The 22,857-nt window shown below is 42.3% G+C and carries 22 protein-coding genes; 9 read left to right on the top strand and 13 right to left on the bottom strand.

Features of this window, described 5'->3' with window-relative positions:
* Window positions 1–69: 69 nt before the first annotated feature.
* From AM500_RS20005 to AM500_RS19995, 3 genes are all read left to right on the top strand, one after another.
* Window positions 70–495 carry a hypothetical protein gene (locus tag AM500_RS20005; protein ID WP_053600812.1) on the top strand — a complete coding sequence of 142 codons (426 nt, stop codon included), beginning with the start codon at window positions 70–72 and terminating at the stop codon, window positions 493–495.
* 170 nt (window positions 496–665) lie between these two features.
* On the top strand, window positions 666–3,041 hold the full coding sequence (locus AM500_RS20000) for a M14 family zinc carboxypeptidase (protein ID WP_053600811.1): 2,376 nt from the start codon (window positions 666–668) through the stop codon (window positions 3,039–3,041).
* A gap of 135 nt (window positions 3,042–3,176) precedes the next feature.
* Window positions 3,177–3,668: a cupin domain-containing protein gene (locus tag AM500_RS19995; protein ID WP_053600810.1), complete on the top strand. Its 492-nt coding sequence runs from the start codon at window positions 3,177–3,179 to the stop codon at window positions 3,666–3,668.
* Between the two features lie 133 nt (window positions 3,669–3,801).
* On the opposite strand, the gene AM500_RS19990 is transcribed toward AM500_RS19995, so the two are convergent.
* A complete protein-coding gene (locus tag AM500_RS19990) occupies window positions 3,802–4,122 on the bottom strand; it encodes a winged helix-turn-helix transcriptional regulator (protein WP_053600809.1) in 321 nt (106 codons plus the stop codon).
* Between the two features lie 225 nt (window positions 4,123–4,347).
* On the opposite strand from AM500_RS19990, the gene AM500_RS19985 reads away from it, so the two are divergent.
* The gene (locus AM500_RS19985; RefSeq protein WP_053600808.1) at window positions 4,348–4,941 is read left to right on the top strand and encodes an NADPH-dependent FMN reductase; all 594 of its coding nucleotides are present in this window, start codon (window positions 4,348–4,350) and stop codon (window positions 4,939–4,941) included.
* Window positions 4,942–5,338: 397 nt separating this feature from the next.
* A complete protein-coding gene (locus AM500_RS19980; RefSeq protein ID WP_053600807.1) occupies window positions 5,339–6,574 on the top strand; it encodes an MFS transporter in 1,236 nt (411 codons plus the stop codon).
* 44 nt (window positions 6,575–6,618) lie between these two features.
* Here AM500_RS19980 and AM500_RS19975 read toward each other — a convergent pair whose 3' ends face one another.
* Both AM500_RS19975 and AM500_RS19970 read right to left on the bottom strand, forming a co-directional pair.
* A complete protein-coding gene (locus AM500_RS19975) occupies window positions 6,619–7,020 on the bottom strand; it encodes a cytochrome-c oxidase (protein ID WP_053600806.1) in 402 nt (133 codons plus the stop codon).
* A 209-nt stretch (window positions 7,021–7,229) separates the two neighbouring features.
* Window positions 7,230–8,651, bottom strand: a complete 1,422-nt coding sequence (locus tag AM500_RS19970; RefSeq protein ID WP_231688050.1) for a S8 family peptidase — start codon at window positions 8,649–8,651, stop codon at window positions 7,230–7,232.
* A 59-nt stretch (window positions 8,652–8,710) separates the two neighbouring features.
* On the opposite strand from AM500_RS19970, the gene AM500_RS19965 reads away from it, so the two are divergent.
* Window positions 8,711–8,896 carry a hypothetical protein gene (locus AM500_RS19965; protein WP_053600804.1) on the top strand — a complete coding sequence of 62 codons (186 nt, stop codon included), beginning with the start codon at window positions 8,711–8,713 and terminating at the stop codon, window positions 8,894–8,896.
* Window positions 8,897–8,925: 29 nt separating this feature from the next.
* On the opposite strand, the gene AM500_RS19960 is transcribed toward AM500_RS19965, so the two are convergent.
* The 7 genes from AM500_RS19960 to AM500_RS19935 form a co-directional block, all read right to left on the bottom strand.
* Complete coding sequence (locus AM500_RS19960) at window positions 8,926–9,114, bottom strand: hypothetical protein (protein WP_053600803.1); 189 nt, start codon at window positions 9,112–9,114, stop codon at window positions 8,926–8,928.
* A 406-nt stretch (window positions 9,115–9,520) separates the two neighbouring features.
* The gene (locus tag AM500_RS19955; RefSeq protein ID WP_053600802.1) at window positions 9,521–10,024 is read right to left on the bottom strand and encodes a DoxX family membrane protein; all 504 of its coding nucleotides are present in this window, start codon (window positions 10,022–10,024) and stop codon (window positions 9,521–9,523) included.
* A gap of 319 nt (window positions 10,025–10,343) precedes the next feature.
* Complete coding sequence (locus AM500_RS19950) at window positions 10,344–10,919, bottom strand: hypothetical protein (RefSeq protein WP_053600801.1); 576 nt, start codon at window positions 10,917–10,919, stop codon at window positions 10,344–10,346.
* Between the two features lie 405 nt (window positions 10,920–11,324).
* Window positions 11,325–11,828, bottom strand: a complete 504-nt coding sequence (locus AM500_RS19945; protein WP_043932997.1) for a DoxX family membrane protein — start codon at window positions 11,826–11,828, stop codon at window positions 11,325–11,327.
* Window positions 11,829–12,174: 346 nt separating this feature from the next.
* Entirely contained in the window at window positions 12,175–14,127 is a 1,953-nt protein-coding gene (locus AM500_RS19940; RefSeq protein WP_053600800.1) for a lipoteichoic acid synthase, read from the bottom strand.
* A gap of 352 nt (window positions 14,128–14,479) precedes the next feature.
* Window positions 14,480–14,641 (bottom strand): hypothetical protein, encoded by a 162-nt coding sequence (locus AM500_RS25635; RefSeq protein WP_156319863.1) that lies wholly within the window; start codon window positions 14,639–14,641, stop codon window positions 14,480–14,482.
* Window positions 14,642–14,774: 133 nt separating this feature from the next.
* Window positions 14,775–15,275 carry a DoxX family membrane protein gene (locus AM500_RS19935; protein ID WP_053600799.1) on the bottom strand — a complete coding sequence of 167 codons (501 nt, stop codon included), beginning with the start codon at window positions 15,273–15,275 and terminating at the stop codon, window positions 14,775–14,777.
* Between the two features lie 314 nt (window positions 15,276–15,589).
* Here AM500_RS19935 and AM500_RS19930 point away from each other — a divergent pair, with 314 nt between their 5' ends.
* Both AM500_RS19930 and AM500_RS19925 read left to right on the top strand, forming a co-directional pair.
* Window positions 15,590–16,609: an STAS domain-containing protein gene (locus tag AM500_RS19930; protein WP_053600798.1), complete on the top strand. Its 1,020-nt coding sequence runs from the start codon at window positions 15,590–15,592 to the stop codon at window positions 16,607–16,609.
* Window positions 16,610–16,756: 147 nt separating this feature from the next.
* A complete protein-coding gene (locus tag AM500_RS19925) occupies window positions 16,757–17,908 on the top strand; it encodes a DUF4317 domain-containing protein (RefSeq protein WP_053600797.1) in 1,152 nt (383 codons plus the stop codon).
* Between the two features lie 122 nt (window positions 17,909–18,030).
* Here AM500_RS19925 and yfkAB read toward each other — a convergent pair whose 3' ends face one another.
* Window positions 18,031–19,152, bottom strand: coding sequence for a radical SAM/CxCxxxxC motif protein YfkAB (yfkAB, locus tag AM500_RS19920; protein WP_053600796.1), 1,122 nt, complete (start codon window positions 19,150–19,152; stop codon window positions 18,031–18,033).
* A 346-nt stretch (window positions 19,153–19,498) separates the two neighbouring features.
* Here yfkAB and AM500_RS19915 point away from each other — a divergent pair, with 346 nt between their 5' ends.
* Window positions 19,499–20,875, top strand: coding sequence for an LVIVD repeat-containing protein (locus tag AM500_RS19915; protein ID WP_053600795.1), 1,377 nt, complete (start codon window positions 19,499–19,501; stop codon window positions 20,873–20,875).
* A gap of 232 nt (window positions 20,876–21,107) precedes the next feature.
* Here the strand turns inward: AM500_RS19915 and AM500_RS19910 are convergent, their stop codons facing one another.
* Both AM500_RS19910 and AM500_RS19905 read right to left on the bottom strand, forming a co-directional pair.
* Complete coding sequence (locus tag AM500_RS19910) at window positions 21,108–21,611, bottom strand: DoxX family membrane protein (RefSeq protein WP_053600794.1); 504 nt, start codon at window positions 21,609–21,611, stop codon at window positions 21,108–21,110.
* 192 nt (window positions 21,612–21,803) lie between these two features.
* Window positions 21,804–22,811 (bottom strand): DUF3231 family protein, encoded by a 1,008-nt coding sequence (locus tag AM500_RS19905; protein WP_053600793.1) that lies wholly within the window; start codon window positions 22,809–22,811, stop codon window positions 21,804–21,806.
* Window positions 22,812–22,857: the final 46 nt, after the last annotated feature.

Genomic DNA, 22,857 nt, shown 5'->3' with positions numbered 1-22,857 from the left:
AAACAGCCTTGGCGGATGACTAGGATAAACGGACTGATTGGCTTATAGAATGGGTATGGGGGAGGTGAGGTGAAGATTGTGAAAAGCAGCAGCCGGACAAAGCAAATTGTTGCAGGGCTGATATCGGGAGTCGTTTTGGGACTTTTTCTTAAAGCAGTTCAAGAATTTACGGATGAAAAAGTATATGTTCTGCTTTTAAACGTCGACTATGTTCCAATGCTTAACCGTATAACATTTCCTGAGGCATTGGAGTTTGGCATTCATTTACTTATATCCATCCTAGTCAGCATGATTCTTGGAGCGAGGCCGCGAAGCAAGGCGTTTTTCATTTTGGCTGGAATGGTGATTGGCATCGTCTTATACCCAACCACATTACTGTCTAACAGGACACCAGGATTATTGGATTTTCAGGCAATTTTTTATTGGTTAGTGGGTCACGCGCTTTATGGGTATGTCCTAAGCATTTTTTATACAAAAATAAAGCTGCCTAGATGAAGGTGGCTTTTTTGTGTCTGTATAGGTAATAAGTATGAAACTATGCACGATTCTGGGTGGAGAATAGGAAATTCCCCCTATTGTGATAAGTTTTCTAAATTATTAAAATACTAATCGAAGTATAAAAATACATAGTGTTGATTGGTTATACAAAATGGGGAGGTAGGGACATGAAAAAGAAAACGGTTGTGGCCAGTTTACTGGCTGCAAGTTTGCTTGCAGCAGTGCCTTTTAGCGCACCGCTTGCCAGCCCTGTCAAATGGGTGAATGTCAATGTTAATGAGGAGCAGGACGGGAGCAAATTCAACAGTGAAAACTATGATTTTATGAAATTCTCTGAGGTTGGCAAAAAGCTCGATGAAATTTCAAAGCTGTCAAATCGTGTAAAGGTTGAGGTAAAGGGCGTATCTTCTAAAGGCTATCCATTGTATGTTGTTACGATTGCAGACCCAGAAGCACAGGGGAAGTTTGGGAAAATCCAGTCGCTTAGGAAGCAAATGTTCAAGAATCCCCAAAAGGCACAGGATTGGATTAATGCAAACCCTGACTTTAAGGTTCCTGTAATGATAAATGGATCGATTCACGGAACAGAGTTTGTAGGCACCGATGCAGTCATGCAGCTGATTGAACGGTTCGCAACTGAAAATGATTCGGTAACAAAAGATATTCTGGCCAACAACATTTTAATCTTCAACGTTGTTCAGAATCCGGACGGCAGAGTAGATGCAACCCGGTTTAACGGTGAAGGCATTGACTTAAACCGCGATTTCATTACTCAGTCGCAGCCAGAAACGAAGGAAACCGTCGCCCTGCTGAAAGAATGGAACCCGATGGTCTTCCTTGATACCCATGGCTATGTCAAAAATTATGGGCCTAACCTGCAAGGCCTGATTGAACCTTGTACGCCTCCACATAATCCAAACTATGAATATGACTTATATCAAAAATGGGCATTTGGACAAGCTGAGGCAATGGAGGCCGAAATACTCTCCAATAAATTGGAGTACAGCGGCAATCTATACAAAAGCATGAAGGGCGCGTATATCCCGCAGCGCGATGATGCTGCCGGCTGGGATGACTACCCGCCAGTTTTTACGCCAATGTATGCAATGTATCATGGTGCTTATGGACATACACTTGAAGCACCAACAAATGACGAAGACGGCGTCCGCTGGATGTACGATGCAATCATGGGTGCTTTGGAATTTGCCACTGAAAATAAACAGGAAATGATTGCAGACCAAATCGAAATGTTTAAGCGCGGCATCAACTTCGACCATCCTTATCACAAAGAAGGTCATTTCCCTAATGCCTACATCCTGCCGGTCAATGAAAAGGATCCTACGGTAACAGAAAAAGCAGTCCAGCATTTGATTAATAACGACATAGAAGTTGTAAAATCATCCAAGCCATTTACTGCAGGCGGCAAGTCCTATAAGAAAGGAACATACATCGTCCAGATGGATCAAGCAAAAGCCGGCCTTGCCAATACGATGCTATGGGATGGAGAAGACATCTCCAATGACACACCAGCCATGTACGACATTTCAGCATGGAGCCTTCCGGAGCTATGGGGCTTTACAGCCGACCCGGTTCATGAAGAGATTAAGGTTGTTTCTTCGATGGTCAACCAAGTTGCAAGCCAGGGAGCGGTTTCTGGGAAAGGGCCTTTCCTTATTCCGAATAGCTCAGTGAAGGCGGTAAAACTTGTTAATGACTTGTTGAAGCAAGGTGTCGACATAAAGCGTGATGCAGAAGGCAATTTCTATGCAGATGCTTCAGCAAACAAAGTTTCTGCCGCAGTCAAAGAATCAGGACTTCTGATTGAATCAGCCGCCATTCCTGCTAACGCAGAATCAGTTGAAAGTCTGAAAGTGGCTATCCTTAAGGATGGCGGAATGGGGAAAGCGCAATCACATTCCGGTACTAAACTAGCATTGAAGCGTCTAGGCTTTAGCATAACCGAGGTAACTCCAGTCGAAGTTGCCAAAACAGGTTTATCCGAATTTGATGTTTTTGTCTACAGCGGTACGGAAAGCTTGATTTCTACAAATCTAAGTGCGGCAAACAAAGAATTTGGCTTTGAATATGCTGAACAGTTGGAAACCTTTAAAGCAAATCTAAACAACTTCCTTTCCAATGGCGGAAAGTACATCGCGGTTGGTGCGGGGGCATCAAGAGCAACAAAGACGCTTGGATTGACTGATAACACTATCAATACAGGCGGGGGCAACAGTAACGGTATTGTAAAAGTTGATTACGATGGAACTGGATTGACAGCCGGGTACAGCCAGGACGATATTGGCTTTGTTTACCGCCCAGCCTGGTATACAGTTTCAGGCAATGATGAAGTTGCGGCAACCTTTGACAATAACCAGGACTTCTTCTTAGCAGGGCACTGGAGGAATCGTCCCGATGTGTCAGGCCAGCCAGTTGTCGTCAAGGAAGATAATAAGAATGTAACCTTAATTGGACTTGAAGCAGGATTCAGGGATCACACCGATTATCTATTCAGACTCCTTTCAAATGCAATTTTTACAAAATAAGCTTATGAAAGCCTGGATGCATATATTTGCGCCGGGCTTTTTGTCCTCTGCAAATGAATTTCCCCCATGCCTTTGCGGCCACGAGCAACAAAGCTTATACTTGGGAAGAATATTTGTAGTCAAGGAGGAAGTTAGATGAATAATGCAGAGTATTGGATAAAAAAGCTTGAACTGGAGCCACATCCAGAAGGCGGGTATTTTAAACAAACCTTTAAATCGGATCAAGTGTTGGAAGGAACAGAAAAAGCACTATATACAAGTATTTATTTTCTGCTCAAGTCGGGTGATATTTCGCATTTGCACCGCTTGAAGTCGGACGAATTATGGTACTTCCACGCGGGAAACGCGCTATCCGTCCATATGATTCATGAAAATGGCGAGTATGAAGAAGCGAGGCTAGGCCTGAATGCTGAAAAAGGGGAAGTCCCTCAGGTAGCAGTTCCAAAACACACAATTTTTGGATCATCTCTTCTTGAAGAGGATGGCTTTGCACTAGTCGGCTGCATGGTTTCTCCAGGCTTTGAGTTTGAAGAGTTTGAGTTATTCACACAAGCCGAATTGCTCAGGGACTATCCGCAGCATAAGGTCATTATTGAAAAAATAGCGTATGAAGAATTACCTGAGTAAAATTACGCGTAACAAATAAGGCTGGGAACATTATGATCCTTTTGCATTTAGAACAACCAAGCTTCAGAATATAAAACAAAAAGGCTGCAATCGCTTTAATTTAAATTTAGCGAGTGCAGCCTTCAATTATTTTTTAAGCCTTAGTTGCTTCTATCCACTCTTCCGACCATTTTTCTATTTCTTTCATCAAAGGCTGGAGTGAGCGCCCCTTTTCTGTCAACGAATATTCAATTCGGACCGGTGTTTCCGGGAACACTTCACGTTTAACAATTCCTTCCGACTCCAGGTCTTTCAGCCTCTCGGAAAGAACCCTGCCGCTAATACCAATAGAAGATTCTATATTGCAGAAGCGCTGGGGCCCATTCAGAAGCTGGTATATGACTAATCCAGTCCACCTTTGGCTCAACAAACTCATTGCTTTTTCGAATCTTGGGCAAACTTGTTTTAGGTCCATTTCACCACCCCTTTTTATTATTATACCCTCAATCAAAAAATAATTAAATATTTAATTGAAAATAGATTACTTGACATACATAAGTATTATAAATATAATTACTTACATAAAGTAACTTACTTGCGATGTTACATATCGAACCACATTTATGCAAATGCCTATTTAAAACACTTTATTTTGCATTGTGGTTAGAAATACATCGTTACTAAAATAGGTGGTGTAGGTATGGGTCTTTTTGACAAATTATTCGGCAAACAGCCAAAGGAGGAAACAACAATGACAACAGAAAAACTTAACATTGGTATTATCCTTGGAAGCACTCGTGAAGGACGTGTTAGCCCGCAGGTTGGCGCATGGGTGAAGGAAATCGCTGATAAGCGCGGAGATGCAAACTATGAAATCGTAGATATCGCAGACTTCAAATTGCCATTCCTTGGCGAAGCGGATGCACCTGGAATCGCACAATGGAACGAAAAGCTTGCAAGCCTTGATGGCTTTGTATTCATCGTTCAGGAATACAACCACAGCATCACTGGCGCATTGAAAAACGCTCTTGATCTTGCTCGTGAAGCTTGGAACAACAAAGCAGCTGGTATCGTAAGCTACGGCTCTACTGGCGGTGCACGTGCAGCTGAGCACCTTCGTGGAATCATGGGTGAATTGATGATTGCGGACGTTCGCACACATCCAACTTTGTCCCTGTTCACTGATTTCGTAAACGGAGCAGAATTCAAGCCACAAGACATGCACCTTGATAACGTTAACCTAATGCTTGATCAAGTAAATGCATGGAGCAAAGCTCTTAAATCAGTACGTTAATTATAAATAATAGGCTGTCCCGTCATGTGATGGGGCAGCCTATTTGTGTTTAGTAAACTAGTTTCGATGAATGGTCTCGAGTGGGGTTTGCTTTCAAAATGTTATTCATAGCCTCGATGAATGACAACTTAAGTCCGCAATGCTATCGAAATGTTATTCATAACCTCGATGAATGACAACTCAAGTGCGGTTTTCTATTAAAATGTCATTCATAGCCTTAATGAGTGACAACTCGGTTGTGGCTTGCAGTCAAAATGTCAATCATAGTCTTGGTGAATGCCCGTTCATGCAGAATGAAATTTTCCCAATATTTATTCCCGAAATTCTCCCTTAAAGTTTCAGATAATTGCGCAAAGGGATGGTATAATTAGGGAAATATTGGTGAAAGGATGAAACAATGAAGGCATGGAAAAATCCGATACTTTTGTTATCGGGAATTGGCATCTCGTTTCTAGGCAGCTGGATTTACTTAATTGCACTAAACATATCAATCCTTGATATTACGGGATCAGCGGCAGCAGTAGCAGGGCTTTACATTATGCGGCCGATAGCTTCATTATTAACAAATACATGGTCAGGAAGCATCATTGACCGGGTAAATAAGCGGAAACTTATGATACTGGTCGATGTTGTCAGGGGATTTCTTATACTGCTCCTTCCTTTTATAGACTCTTTGTGGTTTATTTATTTTCTCTTGCTTCTGACCCATATAGCTGGTGCTTTTTTTGGCCCATCTTCATCTGTTTATATTACGAAATTAGTTCCTGAAGAAAACAGAAAACGTTTCAATTCGATCATGACGATGTCAAGCTCGGGTGCCTTCCTGCTTGGGCCGGCAATCGCAGGTTTTTTAATTATGAATTGGGGCACGGACTTATGTATTTTTATTAATGCAATTTCATTCTTCGTTTGTGCGCTGCTAATTTATTTTTTACCTGATGTTGATGAAAAGTCAGCCGAGATTCGTGAGCCGATAGGTTTGAAAACACTCATTACGGATTGGAAAGCCGTTAATGTGTTTGTTAAAACAGCAAAATTTTTTATACTGGTTTATATCTTATACCAGACAGCCACTTTAATAGGTTTCGCACTGGATCCACAAGAGGTTACTTTTATTAAAGAGACCTTGGATCTATCGACACGGGATTATGGCTTAATAGTCAGTATTACCGGTGCTGGTGCGCTGGCAGGGTCTTTTACAGCGGCTCTTGTTACAAAAAAAGTTCCATTGAAGCTTTATCTTGGCGGCGGAATGATTCTTACGGCAATTGGCTATGTTGCGTTTTATTCGTCGTTTAACTTCATAACCGCAACAGTTGCCTTTGTATTTTTAGGCTTTTTCATGGCTTTTGCGACAACAGGTTATGCAACTTTCTTTCAAAATCATGTCCCGGTTGAATTGATGGGCAGATTTGCCAGTCTAGCGGATATGGTTCAGGGATTAATTCAAATCGGTCTGACGTTACTGGTCGGTTTTTTGGCAGAGGCTATTTCCGTCCAAGTGGTTACTGTTTCGTTTGCTGTTGCAGGAGGATTAATCTCGAGTGTATTGTTACTAGCAATCATCAGGCCGTCCAGGGCGAATTTTTTCCAGGAAAAAACGAGCAGTGCCGTGGCTGATGGCCATTCTTGAATTAAGAAGGGAGGCACCTGTAGAAGTGTCTCCCAATTTATAAGCTATCCAATATTCGAAAGATTGCGGACATCCCTTACGCTGACATTTTTCAAAACGTTGATGACAAAGAAGAGAACGGACAGGACCAGGACATTCGGGAATATCATCAATAGAAACTTAAGTGATTCATTTCCCAGAAGTAAAAACGATAAGCCGAGCATGAATAATGGCATTGAAATGTTATAAAGCCAGAAATGCAATTTTGCTAAAAGTGTTTCACCAGCCTTTGGGAACAGGACATATATAAGACCGAATAACCCCATTGAAGCCCAGCCAACGAGGTTAATATGCGCGTGTGCCCCCATCAGCCTATGGTCGCCAGCTATTTCCATGCCCACCCCCATAACGACCCCGACCAGAAAATACAGAGATGCAACCTTTAAAAAAAGTGCTCCAAGCCTCATTTCCCAACCTCCTTAAAAAAATTTCACAACTTTGTCACAGTATAAATATACTGAAGACGTTTTAACTATATGTATGGGTAAAAAGTAGTTATGAAAAAAGTCCCGCTGATTTGAGCGGGACTCTTTCATAGTTTTGCCTGGTGCATAGTGGATGCTATAGGACGGTTATATTACAACCTTCCAGCCATATAGGACTATTTCGTTAAATCTTATCTTACGAGCCAATCCAACAGGCTTCGAGCAGGAGGTTCACGGCGTTTGTCCTGTTTACTATCCTGAGTGAGCTTAAGCGCTTTATTAATATCAATCATTCCACTTCCAAACTGGTTATCCTTACCCTTAGAGCCAAGATCGATAGCAGAGCGCTGCATAATCCTGATGACCTCACGATTTGAAAGCTTGGGATTCTCGGAACGGATTAAGCCTGCAAGCCCTGCGGCATGAGGGGCGGCCATGGAAGTCCCGGAAAGGGCTGCGTAACGATTAAGGAAATAGGTGCTTGGGATGTAAACACCAGGGGCGGCGATATCCACATAATGTCCGTGATTCGAAAACTCTGCTAATGCTCCTTCATGGTCAACCGCGGAAACAGCCAGAACTTCGGGGTAGGAGGCAGGGTAGGTTGGCTGCCGGGAATTGTCATTTCCCGCGGCGGCGACCATAATGACATCCTTTTTATAAGCATAATCGATTGCTTCCTTCAATACCCTGGAGGGCTGATAGTTGCCAAGGCTCATATTAATAACTTGCGCTCCATGGTCAACTGCCCAATAAATTCCCTTGGCGATATCAAATGTCGTTCCATATCCTTCTTTCCCCATTGCCTTAATAGGCATAATTTTATTATACCAGGTAATACCTGCAACGCCTTCACCGTTATTGGTCTCAGAGGCGATAATGCCTGCCACATGTGTGCCATGCCCGTTATCATCATTAGGATCCTTGTTTTCGGCAAGTACATTATACCCCTTGACTAGACGATTCTTAAGGTCTGGGTGGTTGAGGTCCACACCAGTATCTATGATTGCAATCGTAATATCCTCTGAACCCCTCGAAATGGACCAGCCGGTTTCGGCATCTATCACCGGCAGATTCCATTGATACTGCTCCCGGTAGAATACATCATTCGGAACTGGGACGTCATTTTGCATAAGAAAATATTTCGGTTCTGCAAACTCAACATCTTTCCTTGCTGAAAAATAAGCTAGAAGCTGGCTGGTTTCCATGGCTGCTGATTTAAAAATGTAGGTTGAATCAAGCCTTTTCAGCAACGTGCCGTTAATTTCCTTGTTGATCGCAGTAATTGTCTGATGTGAAGGCTTAGTAAAAAAATCAACGACTACTTCATCGTGAACATAATGGCTCGCATCTTTCTCATTATGGTAGATCATCGCAACTTCCGGATCCTTTTCAAGTAGAATCCGCGTCTGCCCGCCATTCCAAACATTATCAAGCTCTGTTATTCTGAGTTGATGGCCATCACGTTCCCTTAAGAGCTGCAAGCCTTCAGTCGTCTTCTGAACACGAGATTGTTCATTCCGATTAGGCTCACCGTCATCCAGATAAAAAGCCCCTGCAGCAAAAAGCCCGACAGCAACAATACCGCTAGCAATAACATATTTGTTTACCAAGATACGATCACCCCGTATTTCATCTATAAGATTAGGGTGGATTTGGGAGGGGATAATTAATGGAGGAAATTAGAGGGAAAAACAAAAGCGCAAGCGCCTTCGTGACAGGTAAAATGTCCCTCGCGACAGGCAAAGAGCCGCCTGTCTCTGCGATGTTAGTTCAAGGTTGCTTTCCTTTGTGTCACTGCGATGATTATTCTCAGGAGCTTTCCTTTGTGTTCATCGCCGTCCAAACTAGGGATTAAAAAAAGCTGCCCAATTGGCAGCCGGTTGATTAAAAGAATGGGTAAAAATATAGCCCGATAATTGAGACAATAAGCCCGACACCTGAAAAATTCTTTAATAGGGTATTGTATCGTTTATTGGATGAAACCTGGTCAGTCTTTCCATGGAGGAAGAAGAAGAGCATAATAACCACGGACAAAAACAAAATAAAAGCAAACAACACAGATAATAAGGTCATTTTATCACCCCCAGTATGTTCTTTAATTGTCGGATGATCACATCTTTATTATACCAAAAGGGATTCACCCAAAAAGTGAACAATCAATAACAAAATACTGGACAATGTAGATAAAAAAGCCCTTCTTGTTAGAAGGGCCATCTTTATAGTATCAAAGTATATCTTTTCTTTGAGAACTGTCTAGCTCCACAAGGAAAGCTTCGGCAGCATCAGCATCGCACGAAGAAAAAGCGGTAGCTTTTTCGAGGAGCGCCTAGCGCCTAGTGTACTTCGGTCCCCTCGTTACGATAAGTCAACATCGATTCGCTGGCGCTCATCGTGTTTCCTTTATCTCCTTCGAGGCCCTCCAGTCCATACGGCGCTGACCAAGGCGCTTCCGCTTTTCTAATAGGAGGAGGGCTCCACCCTAGTTTTGAGTTTGAACTTTTTTGAAAATTGCTTTGTTGATATAAGGAAGCACGTAGTGGTCAAGGCCGTATTTACCAGCGTTTGCACCAGCAGCCAGCAGAATGAATCCAAACAGAATGTCAGTTGGGTTGTGGCTGACTGTTCCTGCAAAGAAGAACGCGAAGTTCATGACTAGACCGAAGAACATAGCAGCAGTAGTCAAGCAGCCAAGCATAAGGCCAAGTCCTACTAGCAGTTCGCCCCAAGGAACAAGAACGTTGAACAGGTCAATGTTAGGAAGTGCTACACTTTGCAGGAAGTCGACGTACCAGGCGTAAACGACGCCGCCGTCTGGACCCTTTACTGGATTGGCAATCGCACCCTGGATGAATCCGCTGGCATCGAATGCACCGCTCTGAATTTTACCAAGACCTGCAGTGAACCAGGCATAACCAAGATATACACGAAGTACAGCGAGGAGAGCAGCAACAACTTTGTTTTCCCTTAAGAATGTGTTAAACATGAATGATACCCCTTTTCGATTTTGTTTTATTTTTTAAGTAAGTTAATTAACTTGTTTACACTATAAATATACGACGGAAAACACTTGCGGAATAGGGGATTTGACGTCAATTCAAAAAGCTGTCAAAGCTTTGTGTCTAAGGTGTGAAAACATACACTCATAGTGGAAACTAGAAGAAAAGGGATTCGATTAGTCTCTAAATTAAGTTTGCGTAGACTAAGCATGTTAGCCTGATACGCTTGGAAAGTTATAAGAATTATATCTTGTTATGTATGCAAAAAGGCCATTACCAACTTGTTTGGAAACGGCCTTCGTTTTGTTATTCAGTCCTTTTCGTTTTATTTATTTTCCAGGCTAAAAATGCCCCAAGGAATCCTAATCCTAAAACGGATAAAGAGAGAGCGGCAGTAGAAAATGAGTTGCGACCATCCTTGAAGTTTTTACTTAGATCGATTTTCTTTTCAGGTACAGTAGGTTCACCTAGTAATTTGAAATCCTCCCCTGCTGAAGCGGCTTCTTTTGTTCTGTCACAAATGGTTGTCACCATAGAGGAACCATCGCCATAGATCCTCCCAACGTTTTCACTTGCATAGACAAGATATTCTGTCCCTTCATGAAAAGTGAACCCGCAATCCCCGCCACCTTGGCCAGTATCGAGTATAACCTGTGATTCATTTAAACCCTTCCATGATTTTATAACCGCAAAGAGGATTTTTTTTCCATACTGTTTTTCATGATCCTTTACGCCAATTACTTTTCCGGTAAAAACTGCTTTAGATGTTTGTAATTCTTGTTGGACTGTTGGAGGATATGCACATTTGCATGCATAGCCAGTTAAGGGGAAGGCAAGTATAAATAAACTATATAACACTATAGCAACGGCAATCTTCCTCATTCAGGATCCCATCCTTTAGTAAATGGCAATGATTTACTATATAGACGAATACAAATCCATTTTGTGGCAAGCAATTATATCTATTCCGGCAGCAGCCCAACCACTTACTTGGTATTAAATATGGGACTCTTGAGTAAGCCGAGTAATATCAAGCAAATAAAAGAGCCCTCCATTGTGGAAGGGCCCTAATTTTAAAGGGGAGAAGGGGGAGGATTCCGCCTTATGTGGGTAACTTTTTACCGATTTTGTCTACGTCTAGCTCCAGCGCCTATCGCCTAGCAAACTTCAGGCCTTCTCCCTACGATAAGTCATCATCGATTCGCTAACGCTCTTCGTGATTCCTTTATCTCAGTCGAAGTCCCTCCATTTTGTACGGCGATGACCAAGGCGCTTCCGCTTTTGTTCTTAATTTTGAAGCTGTTCTTTTTTGAAGACTGCTTTATTGATGTAAGGAAGCACCCAGCGGTCAAGGCCGTATTTACCAGCGTTTGCACCAGCTGCAAGGATGATGAATCCGAACAGGATATCACTTGGGTTGTGGCTGACTGTTCCGGCAAAGAAGAATGAGAAGTTCAAAACTAGTCCGAAGAACATTGCTGCAGAAGTTAGGCAGCCAAGCATTAAGCCAAGACCGACAAGCAGTTCGCCCCAAGGAACAAGAACGTTGAACAGGTCAATGTTAGGAAGTGCTACACTTTGCAAGAAGTCAACGTACCAGCCGTAGACTACACCGCCGTCTGGGCCTTTAACCGGATTGGCGATTGCACCTTTGATGAAGCCGGATGCATCAAACGCTCCGCTCTGAATTTTACCAAGACCTGCACTGAACCATGCATAACCAAGATATACACGAAGCACAGCAAGTAGTGCAGAAACAATATTATTTTCTCGTAAGAATTTATTAAACATGAATGATTCCCCGTTTCAATTTAGTTTTTATGAAGTTAATTAACTTGTTTACACTGTAAATATACTCCGGAAAACACTGTCTGAATAGTGGTTATGGAGACTGTTCAAAAAGCTGTCAAAGATTCTTGTCTAATATGTGAACTTTTTCACATAATTAAAACCTACTGGAAGGAAATCTTATTTTACTAAGCGGAAGCTGCGGGAAAAGCCGCATCAGGAAAACCGAAGTGCCAGAAAACAAAGGCCGAGGCAAAAAGGAGCAGAGCAAGTCAGTCTGTTCCTATAGAGAGACAGCTATACACATAAAAAAGGCTGCTTAAGAATCGTATCTTAAGCAGCCTTCTCATTATTCATTTACTTGAGTATCTCCTGGCAATGAATAATCGTATTGGGATGGATCGATTGGGGTAAAGTCTTTAGGTTTATAAAAACGCAGCAAATCCCCGTTTACCACTTTATCTGAAAGCCTTAATTTATGAATTGCGTTCTCACGTAATGCTTTGGCCTTTTCGAGGTTATCTTTGTCCAATTTCAGGCCAGTCCTTGAATCGTAATATTTGCCATCAATGGCTGTAATGTCCGGGCTTACAAAGTCACCATTCCGGAAAGGAATCAGCTCATCATGATCTTTGGATAACAAGTCCGTACCGAACTGCACATAATCCTTTGTATCAATGCCCAACAGGTGGAGCAGTGTAGGCATCAGGTCGATTTGGCCGCCGTATTCGTGATTAATTCCACCCTCAATGCCAGGAACGCGAATGAATAACGGCAATCTTTGTAACCCAGTGTTTTCAAATGCTGTAATTTCTTTTCCGAGTACCTGTTCCATTGCCTTGTTATGATTTTTTGAAATTCCGTAATGGTCACCATACATGATAATGATCGAATTATCATATAGGCCGGATTCTTTAAGGTAATCAAAGAATTCCTTTAATGCCTCATCAGCGTAACGAGCGGTTTGGAAGTAGTTATCAACTGATTTGTCGCCAGTAGTATGCGGTGCAATTGTAGCCTCTTCCTGGTCCATTGTATACGGATAATGGTGGGAAACAGGAATGAACTTTGCATAAAATGGCTGAGGCAATGTTTCAAGGAGCGGGATTGACTGCTCGTAGAATGGCTTGTCCTCGAGGCCATAATCTGCCTTGTCTTCCGGTTTGATTTCATAAAAACGGTCATCAAAAAACTTATCATAACCAAATGATTTATAGATTTCGTTCCGGTTCCAGAACGAGCCTCCATTACCATGGAAGACTGCCGATGTATAGCCTTGCTGGCCTAATATACCGGGTGCGGACTGGTACGTATTCTTGCCCTTCGTTGTAAAAGCAGAACCCTGAGGCAATCCGTACAAGGAATTCTCAATGATAAACTCCGCGTCAGCTGTCTTGCCCTGCGCAGTTTGATGGAAGAAGTTATCAAAGTAAAGGGTGTGCTTTTCATTCACCAAGGAATTTAGGAATGGTGTAACCTCTTCACCATGCAGCTTGTAATTAATCAAGAAGTTTTGAATCGATTCAAGGTGCAAATAAATGACGTTCATACCTTTCCCGGCCCCAAAGTACTGAGGATTTGGTTCGGCATAATTCGATTTTGTAAAGTTGATAACCTCAGTTATTTCATCACTGTCAGCCAATACCCTTTGAGCAGAGGATTTTGAACTTTGGACAGCATCGTAAATTGTGTAATTGTACATCCCCAGGTACTTCACGATATAGTTCCGGTCAAATCCCCTTGTCAGTAATTGGGGACGGTCCATTTCTGCTAAAGCCAAATTTATGCCTGAGATGAGTAATGCAAAAGTGAACAGTGCAGCTACTTTTCTCCGGCCAACATTCCCAACTTCGATTTTAACAATCTTGAAGGCATATAGCGCAATTAATAATGCAATATCAATAAAGAACAAAAGATCATATGGCCTTAAAAGGGAGCTGATACTGCTGCTCACATCACCAAAGTTTTGTGTCTGGAAAATCGTAGGTAGCGTAATAAAATCATTAAAGAAACGATAATACAAAACATTGGCATATAGAAGGAAAGACAGGATGAAGTAGAAGCTCAACAGCACCGTATACTTCCTTTTTCCTTTAAATAAGAAAGCTAGTCCCAGAAAAAACAGGGAAGATCCTAAAGGATTAAAAAACAATAGAAACTGTTGCAGGGCATTGTCTATACCCAAATCAAACTGGGTTGATTGAACTACATAGGTTTTTATCCAAAGTAATACGACTGCTAATAAGAAAAAGCCACTATACTTATCAAAAATACGACGGGCTCCCAAAGTGAATTTATTCATTCTATTTACACCTTCCTTTTACTGCAAATAATCCTATATGAAAATTATGACCAAATTATGAATAAACATTTGTGCCATTTAATAACTCACTCTTCTATTTAGAAAAAAATAAAAGCCTGCATCAGGCTCCTGTGGGGTAGTGTAAATGTACACTATAGCACAAACTGACGTGCAGGAACAAGGGAAAAAGTTTCCACGAGGATTTTCTGAACACTTTAGCAAGGAGATTTGCAGGGGTTCCTAACCCAGTAAAGAGAAACCCTCATACTATGGAGACAAGAGAGAAAAACCCCATTTTAGTTTCGTAAAGGAGATACCTGACCAAAATAAAAAAGACAGGTGCCCCTGCCTTCTAAAGCCTCCGGTCCAGCTTTTCTGATATCGTTTTAAGAACCGAGTTGCGTTCCTGCTGAACTTTAAGGAACTTCAACATGTACCAAATGATAAAGGCGATCGGTACAATATAAAAAATAAGTGCCAGTATCGGAAGGAACGTAAATGCGTTATTCATCAAAAAAGTAAGCCCCCTTTTTTGGTAAGTATACCATAGAATGTTAAGCTGTCATGGTACTCCTGAAATAGTAAAAGAGCTCCCCAGTAACCTGAAGGGCTCAATATTTTGAAAGGGGAGAAGGGGGGACTCCTCTTTACTCTTGAGGTTGTGGCTTTTTGAAAACAGCTTTGTTGATGTAAGGAAGTACCCAGCGGTCAAGGCCGTATTTACCAGCGTTTGCACCAGCAGCCAGCAGAATGAATCCGAACAGGATGTCAGTTGGGTTATGGCTGACGGTTCCTGCAAAGAAGAACGCGAAGTTCATGACTAGACCGAAGAACATTGCCGCAGTAGTCAAGCAGCCGAGCATAAGTCCAAGTCCTACTAGCAGTTCGCCCCAAGGAACAAGAACGTTGAACAGGTCAATGTTTGGAAGGGCAACATTTTGCAGGAAGTCGACATACCAGCCATAGACTACACCGCCGTCTGGGCCTTTTACTGGATTAGCGATCGCGCCTTTAATGAAGCCGCTCGCGTCGAATCCGCCTTGAATTTTGTGAAGGCCTGCAGTGAACCAGGCATAACCGAGATACACACGAAGCACAGCGAGCAGAGCAGCAACAACATTATTTTCCCTTAAGAATTTGTTAAACATGAATGATTCCCCATTTCCTATTGTTTTTAAATACGTTGTTTACACTGTAAATATACTCCGGTAAACACCGTGTGAATAGGGCTTTCAAGCACCATTCAAAAAGCTGTCAAAGCTTCTTGTCTAAGGTGTGAAAACACATACAAATAGTGAAAACCTATTAATAGTTTTTTTTGCTGGATAAAGGATTTTAGGATTAATGGTAGAACTATGTAGTAAGTACTGTTTAATGTTTGTTGAACGAAACGGCCCTGACTTAAAACGAAACTGTCTTTAATTGTAGCCAGTGAAAAACAAAATTTATAAGGAGACCAGCAATGACCAAAACCACTATACACGTTAATACCAATGAGTTAATTTGGGATGAAACAAATGGTTTGCTCACGTTCGATGGCGCTCCAGCACTAGTATTCTGGGACAATGCAATCGAGTTGTTCTTAAATACGATAGAAGATGTATCCGGAAAGAATGTTTCAAAAGCGGTATATGAGGCAACTGGTTATCGGATGGGCCAAATCGTGAAAACGTATTATGAGGGTCGAAATGATATAGAACAAATCCTTGCTGAATACAGGAATATATATAAAAGTGCCGGATGGGGTGACTTCAAAATTACATACCTCTCCCTTGAAGAAAAGCGGGTAGTGGTGCAGCTTTTCAATGGCTGGGAGCACAGGATTTTTAAAGAGGGCAAAAATGAGCATGTTAATGTCTTAATACCTAGCCATTGGGCAGGGATATTTGGCGGGCTGTTTCAAGAGGATATGTGGTATGAAGTAAAACATAGTCAAAGAGCAGGTTATGATTATGATGAGATTGAAGTTTTCAAATCAACCATTACCTTTAGCGAAAATATCCACAATCTGGCCAGACAGAAGGAGCTAGAAAGCATTTCTGAATTGGAGGAAAAGGTTAAGGGAAGGACAGAAGAACTATCTGCTCTTGTAAAAGAACTGTCATCTCCAGTGATTCCTGTACTCGAGGGAATATTGGTTATTCCGCTGATTGGAACCTTTAATGAGGAAAGGCTATCCGATCTTGTTGAAAGGGCATTATTCGAGTTATCCACCCGCAAAGCGAATTACATTCTGATAGATGTTACGGGAATGACACAAATCAATGAATATACGATTTTCGGATTGCAAAAACTGATCAAGGCCATTCGCCTATTAGGTAGCGAATGTTATATTGTTGGGGTTTCTTCAAAACTTGCAAGCCAGATGGCCAATTCGAATGTAAAATTGAAGGGGATACAATCATTTTTGAGCCTGCAGCAAGGTGTTGAATATGCCATCAGGGAAAATGGATACGAGCTTATTAAGAAGAACGGTCTTTAAGCAGGTTGTCAATAAAGGATGGAGCCATTAGTGCTGGCAGCCGTCCTTTTTTATTTTTGCCCAGGAGAACAAAGAAAAATATCACCTTGAAAAATATGAAAAACCAATGATAAAATCATATGTCTGGAGTATGAGAGGAGAATTCACGTGAACAAAAAGGATGTAAGCACAGTTCGGAAGCAATTTAAGACCGATAACGACAAGCTAGAGATCACGGATATTTTCAATGTATATGTCCAAAAGGAAACTTCTGAAATTTTTCATTGGCAAAGCCAGCCATTTGGGATGCTTGAACAGTTCCAGCAGGAGTTGTTTATGGATAATTTCAGAAAAGTGCTTGCAGGGCAGCTTGATGCCAAGCTGTTCGATCTGAAATTCAAGCGCGGGGAAGAGGGCAGTACGCAAACAATCCTTTATGATAACCTGAAAACAGAAGACGTTGAAACGTGGATGCAAAGCATGCTTTCGATTGTTGAAAAAATGTTTGATGGACTTGTCTATGAAATGGATACAGTGGTGACATTCATCCGCGGAGAATTCAAGGTTGCGACCAGGGCACGCAACGAAGAAACGGAAGAAGGCGGAGATGATGAAATGTTTTCCCACCGCTTCATTCTTTGCAGTTTGAACCGGACGGATCAACCCAAATCCTCGCTAGTATTTGATTACATTGAGAAGGAATTCAAGGCAAATACTGCTGTAGACCCGATTATCAATTTAACGGCGCCTATGTTTGGCTTCCTTTTTCCAACATTCAATCAAGGTGCAGCCGATGTAAACCATATCCTTTATTCTGCCGGGAAAGCAAATCAGCCTAGTGACCGGTTCATTGAAGAGGTTCTGACTTGTGAACCAATCCATACTGCAAAAGAAGAAAAGGACAACTTCGAACAAGTGCTTCAGTCTTTGATTGGTGAAAAGGTCGAAACTGACGTGCTTGCAAACATATACACTGAAATTAACAAAGTCGTCGAGGAAGCCGAGGACTCCGAGGCACCTATGCTGGATTACCACGATGTGGAGCGGATTCTAGACGAAAGCGGCGTGAAGGATGTCACAACCGAGAAAGTCGAATTCGCTTTCAAAAACGTGCTAGATAACGAGCAAAAGGAAATCAAAGCCACAAGCCTTGTGCCGAAAACCGTAAAAATTGAGACTAAGGTTGCCACCGTTACAGTCAACCCGGAGGATTTAAAAAACGTCCGCTATGTTACGATTAACGGAAAGCGCTGCCTGCTGCTAGAAATCGACGAAGAGGCTGTCGTTGAAGGCTTCCAATTGGAAACCGTGGAATTATAATTTTTATTGTGTGAAGATGAATTTTTTGAGTGCTGAGCCCTGGGGGTTTGGCACTTTTTTTGTTAAAACCTCATGGGAGGCTAGTAAAAAATAAGGCTGCCTACCTGGCAGCCTGTTTATGTTCATTTACTAATGTTGTTGCGAAGCTTGCTAAAATCATTGTCCTGATAATAGCTATTCTTGACTAATATATTTGGACCCAGGCATGAAACAGCCGGACAGTGGCAGCTAAGGCTCTTAGCCAGGTCGGATGTCTGCCATTTTTCAAAGGCATCGGGAAGGCTGTCAGTCTGGACATTGCCAAGCGGCGGAGTATCTCCGAAATCAGTCACGATGATATCGCCATTAAAAATATTAACATTCAGTCTTGAGCGGCCATCAGGATCATTCCGGACAGTCACATTCTTGCTCTTATAAAGGCGCTGTAAGAGTTCAAGGTCATCCTTGTTTCCGCTGCACGCATAGAACGGCAGTGTTCCAAACAGCATCCAAACATTTTCATCGCGGATATCAAGCAGATGATGGACGGCTGAGCGAATTTCATCAAGCGACAATACCTCAAGATTGCTTGCGAAATCGCTAGGGTACATAGGGTGCACCTCATGCCTTTGGCAGAGCATCTCCTCAACAATCTGCTTGTGGATGCGTTCAAGATGCAGCAGTGTCCGCTTGTTTAGCATTGTCTCTGCAGATACCATGACCCCAGCTTTCACCAGTGCCCTGCTATTTTCTATCATTCTTTTAAAATAGTTCTCTCGCTGTTTGTAATCCGGTTTCCTGTTCATCCGGGCAAAGCCGCCCTCAACAAAGTCATCAACCGTCCCCCAATTATGAGAGATATGTAGAACATCAAGATACGGGACAATTAGCTCGTAGCGGGCCAGATCAAGTGTCAAATTCGAATTGATTTGTGTGCGCACGCCTCGTTCGTGTGCGTATTTTAATATCGGCACGACGTAATTTTTGACAGACGAAAGGGAAAGCATCGGCTCTCCGCCGGTGATGCTCAGCGACCTCAGTGCAGGGATCTCATCTAGCCTTTGTAAAAGAAGCTCAAGCGGCAATGCGTTCGGGTCCTTCGGCTGAAGCGTGTAGCCCACCGCACAATGCTCACAGCGCATATTGCATAGAGTCGTTGTTGTAAATTCAATGTTGGTAAGCATCGGCTTTCCATACTGTTCAATATCCATATATGCTTCCCACGGGTCGTAGTCAGGGGTAATCTTGCGCTTTGTTGTTAACATAGGTACCTCCTTTTAGAAAAACCATCTTATTATAGCATAGTAGACAAAAGGGATTACTAGTTATGAAACGAGTTTTTATTTAAAACAATAAAACATCATTCGTATTGGGAAATATTCAAGACCGAGATATTCCTCCCATAGACTCTTTTGTTTAGATGGAACTGCCATTTTTAGACAAATAGAACCATATGAAATGAATAAAAAAACAGTACATATCGGTCATTTAAAGAGACGGAATATTCATTATAATTTTAGCATCATATATAAACTCTTTAGTGGTTTAATGTGATACCCAGCACGTTATACATAATCGCATGAAAAAGTTGATGAGTGGGAGGAATGTAAAATGAAGAAAAGGATTCTGATTAACACCGCCTTGGCTGGAGTATTGGTTTTTTCAGCCGGAGGTACATCGGTATTTGCCCACGATGAGTTTGGGGGCGGAGTGGAAAAGGGAGAAAATCTGGCAGGGGTGGAACTGACTGTCCCGCTGCTTGAAGGCAGCAAAAATGTTGGCGCGCTTAAGGAAGTGGCAGCTGTTGGATTGAAACAGATTCGTGAAGGAGTCAAAAATACAACAGGAGATGTCTACGCCTATAAAGGCTTTGCTTATCTTGGAACACACTCAGCCAACGGAGGCGGGGGCGGTGTCCGCGTGTTTGATATGAAAGATCCGTCTAATCCGGTTGAAGTTTCCCACTTTGCGGCAATTCCGGGGACCTGGCAGGAAAAAGTGATTGTCAAATCTGTCAACACACCAAACTTTAAAGGAGACCTTGCTGCTGTAAGTGTACAGAAGCTGGACCGCAATAACCCAAATGCAAAGGGCGGCTTTGTCCTGTATGATGTCACAAACCCGCGGAACCCAAAGGAACTCGGTTTCTGGGAAGACACTTCAGGCTCACGCGGTACACATGAGCTTTATTTGACCGTTCAGGGAAATAACGTCTATGTATTGACAGCAAATTGCTATGCCGACCTCTACTCCCATGGTGAAAAAATGGATGTTAACATTGTCGATATAACCAATCCTGCTAAACCTAATACAGTTTTTGAGTTTGACCCGCGTGATCATATTGCAGAAATCAGTGATTCCAACTATGATGGCTACAATTGGACAGATGAGTCTGGAGTGAAACGTACTGCTTTTGCCCACAGTGTAAAAACCGATGGTACTGGAAAAACTGCTTTCCTTTCCTATTGGGATTTAGGAACCATTATCCTGGATATCAGTGATGCAGCTAACCCTGTATACCTGGGAAGGACCGATTTCGCGAACAATGTACAGGGAGCAGCCCATTCCATGGATTTAGCAAAAGGGGGCACTGTCCTTGTTGAAACAAGGGAGGTATTTGGGCCGACACGCGATGGTTTTGAATCGGCTTATGGCTATACGATGATTTATGACATTAAGGATAAAACGAATCCGAAGCTCTTGAGCACTTTCAGGACAGATTTTACTGACAAAATTCCTGGTGGTGCAACGGTCCATGACCCTAAAGTCCATGGAAACACGTTGTATCTGTCCCATTACTCAGGCGGAGTTAGGACTGTCGATATCACGAACCCATCTTCACCAGTTGAAACTGGTGTCTACATCCCAAGCAAATCGAATATCTGGGGAGTGTTTGTAGACCGTAATTATGTCCTCGCGTCCGATATTGGATCAGGGTTGAAGGTTTTGCAAAAGAATAACTCAAACTCACCTGGTGAAATAGAATAATAATAGCAGTGTGCAGGAGTGCTAAAAGTGCTCCTGTTTTTTACGATTTTAAAGTTAACCGGGGATTGAGACTGACAAAATTTGAACCTGCAGTTCCGTTCCCAACCATGCTAATCCCAGTCAAGGATGGAAACCTGCCAAGCGGCAACGTGGTTATTGAAAAAACCCCTCATTACACATGAGGGGTTCATTCTATATTGAAGCGGAGAAGGGGGAGGACTCTCCTTTTATATTAGTTTTGAAGCTGTTCTTTTTTGAAGACTGCTTTGTTGATGTAAGGAAGCACCCAGCGGTCAAGACCGTATTTACCAGCGTTTGCACCAGCTGCAAGCAAGATGAATCCAAACAGAATATCAGTTGGGTTGTGGCTGACTGTTCCGGCAAAGAAGAACGCGAAGTTCATTACTAGACCGAAGAACATTGCAGCAGTTGTCAGGCAGCCGAGCATTAGTCCAAGACCTACAAGCAGTTCGCCCCAAGGAACAAGAACGTTGAACAGGTCAATGTTAGGAAGTGCTACACTTTGCAGGAAGTCCACGTACCAGCCGTAGACGACACCGCCGTCTGGGCCTTTAACCGGGTTGGCGATTGCACCTTGAATGAATCCGCTGGCGTCGAATGCTCCGCTCTGAATTTTACCAAGACCTGCAGTGAACCAGGCATAACCGAGATACACACGAAGTACAGCGAGCAGAGCAGCAACAATCTTGTTTTCCCGTAAGAATTTGTTAAACATGAATGATTCCCCATTTCCTTTTGTTTTTAAATACGTTGTTTACACTTTAAATATACTCCGATAAACACCGTGAGAATAGGGGATTAAGCGACTGTTCAAAAATGTGTCACAGCATATTGGCAAAAGTGTGACGAACGCAACAGAAAGAATCGAAAACCTAAAAAAGACAGCCAATAAGGCTGCCTAACGAGCTTATTCTTTTGCCAAATCCCTGCGATTTGCTGATAGTGGAGGCTGCTCAAGCCATTGGTTAGCAATCATGATATTGGCCCCATCCTCTGAAAATTTAAGAATTTCCGCGGTAAGGCGGGAATAATCATTAATTAAATCTGAACGCTGTGTTTCTGATATGGATAACCCGTAATTGCCTATGCCGGCATAAATCATGAGGTTGAAATGAAACATAAGCAATTTATCCGAGAACGTTACATCGGTCGATTTCGTAACTTCATGGTCATAAGACATTGGAACCGGCAAAGAGGCCATTTTCAAGTAACTGCCTAATACGTTTATGTGCTTAAGAGCAATTTCTTTTCCTCGTAAAAGATAATCCCTTACCTTATCGGATTGGGCAACCTGGGCAAAGGCGGTGGCCAAACAGCTTCCGAAATGATTTGAGTTAATGTTGGCATATAAATTGGTCACTTCTGTACCTGTAAGAGTTTCCCGTCTTCCCAAGCCCTCCAGGATAAACGACTGCTTATGTACAAACTGTATCTGATCAGGATAAGGAATGGAAGGCGGCCTGACGGCAAGTCCTTTTTTCAGCAAAAGGCTCACAGCTGATGTATCCAGCTCAATAGTATCGGTCAGGCATTCGTTATAAAAAGCGCGGATATCCTCGCGATAAACATTTTGAAGAATCCTGCCGTATGTAACTAAACCACCTTTTGACATGTTCCGGATATAATTTAGGTAAAATGAATTTGAAAATAACGGCGCAGCATTTAAATTCACATCAGAATCCGTATAACCAACCGGAATTTGAATATTCTCTCCCGCAAATAATGTCTCTATAAAGTCAATATGCTGTTCTGATAATTTGAGGGCATGAGCAGCAACTGATTGGATTGCCTCATCCTCGACATGTTTTAGAAAATGTTTCAACATGCAAACGGACATTCCATCTGATAAATACGTTGTCCATAAATAGGCCAACTCAGCAGATGTCAGTTTTACATGGCTATGATGATCTTCCATAACAACATCCTCCTATCAAAAATACTATTCCCAATATGGCCATTAA

Source organism: Bacillus sp. FJAT-18017 (assembly GCF_001278805.1).
Taxonomy (GTDB): Bacteria; Bacillota; Bacilli; order Bacillales; family Cytobacillaceae; genus Bacillus_D.
Note: the sequence above shows the minus strand (reverse complement) of the source record. Positions and strands in the feature narration are given on the sequence as shown.

Bases quoted from the DNA above. Each gene is read 5' to 3' on its own strand.
- AM500_RS19990 (WP_053600809.1), bottom strand. From the start codon at position 4,122: ATGGACCTAAAACAAGTTTGCCCAAGATTCGAAAAAGCAATGAGTTTG.
- AM500_RS19980 (WP_053600807.1), top strand. From the start codon at position 5,339: ATGAAGGCATGGAAAAATCCGATACTTTTGTTATCGGGAATTGGCATC.
- AM500_RS19945 (WP_043932997.1), bottom strand. From the start codon at position 11,828: ATGTTTAATAAATTCTTACGAGAAAATAATATTGTTTCTGCACTACTT.
- AM500_RS19915 (WP_053600795.1), top strand. From the start codon at position 19,499: ATGAAGAAAAGGATTCTGATTAACACCGCCTTGGCTGGAGTATTGGTT.
- AM500_RS19975 (WP_053600806.1), bottom strand. From the start codon at position 7,020: ATGAGGCTTGGAGCACTTTTTTTAAAGGTTGCATCTCTGTATTTTCTG.
- AM500_RS19950 (WP_053600801.1), bottom strand. From the start codon at position 10,919: ATGAGGAAGATTGCCGTTGCTATAGTGTTATATAGTTTATTTATACTT.
- AM500_RS19930 (WP_053600798.1), top strand. From the start codon at position 15,590: ATGACCAAAACCACTATACACGTTAATACCAATGAGTTAATTTGGGAT.
- AM500_RS19985 (WP_053600808.1), top strand. From the start codon at position 4,348: ATGGGTCTTTTTGACAAATTATTCGGCAAACAGCCAAAGGAGGAAACA.
- AM500_RS20000 (WP_053600811.1), top strand. From the start codon at position 666: ATGAAAAAGAAAACGGTTGTGGCCAGTTTACTGGCTGCAAGTTTGCTT.
- AM500_RS19935 (WP_053600799.1), bottom strand. From the start codon at position 15,275: ATGTTTAACAAATTCTTAAGGGAAAATAATGTTGTTGCTGCTCTGCTC.
- AM500_RS19965 (WP_053600804.1), top strand. From the start codon at position 8,711: ATGGAGGAAATTAGAGGGAAAAACAAAAGCGCAAGCGCCTTCGTGACA.
- AM500_RS19995 (WP_053600810.1), top strand. From the start codon at position 3,177: ATGAATAATGCAGAGTATTGGATAAAAAAGCTTGAACTGGAGCCACAT.
- AM500_RS19910 (WP_053600794.1), bottom strand. From the start codon at position 21,611: ATGTTTAACAAATTCTTACGGGAAAACAAGATTGTTGCTGCTCTGCTC.
- AM500_RS19955 (WP_053600802.1), bottom strand. From the start codon at position 10,024: ATGTTTAACACATTCTTAAGGGAAAACAAAGTTGTTGCTGCTCTCCTC.
- yfkAB (WP_053600796.1), bottom strand. From the start codon at position 19,152: ATGTTAACAACAAAGCGCAAGATTACCCCTGACTACGACCCGTGGGAA.
- AM500_RS19960 (WP_053600803.1), bottom strand. From the start codon at position 9,114: ATGACCTTATTATCTGTGTTGTTTGCTTTTATTTTGTTTTTGTCCGTG.
- AM500_RS19905 (WP_053600793.1), bottom strand. From the start codon at position 22,811: ATGGAAGATCATCATAGCCATGTAAAACTGACATCTGCTGAGTTGGCC.
- AM500_RS19940 (WP_053600800.1), bottom strand. From the start codon at position 14,127: ATGAATAAATTCACTTTGGGAGCCCGTCGTATTTTTGATAAGTATAGT.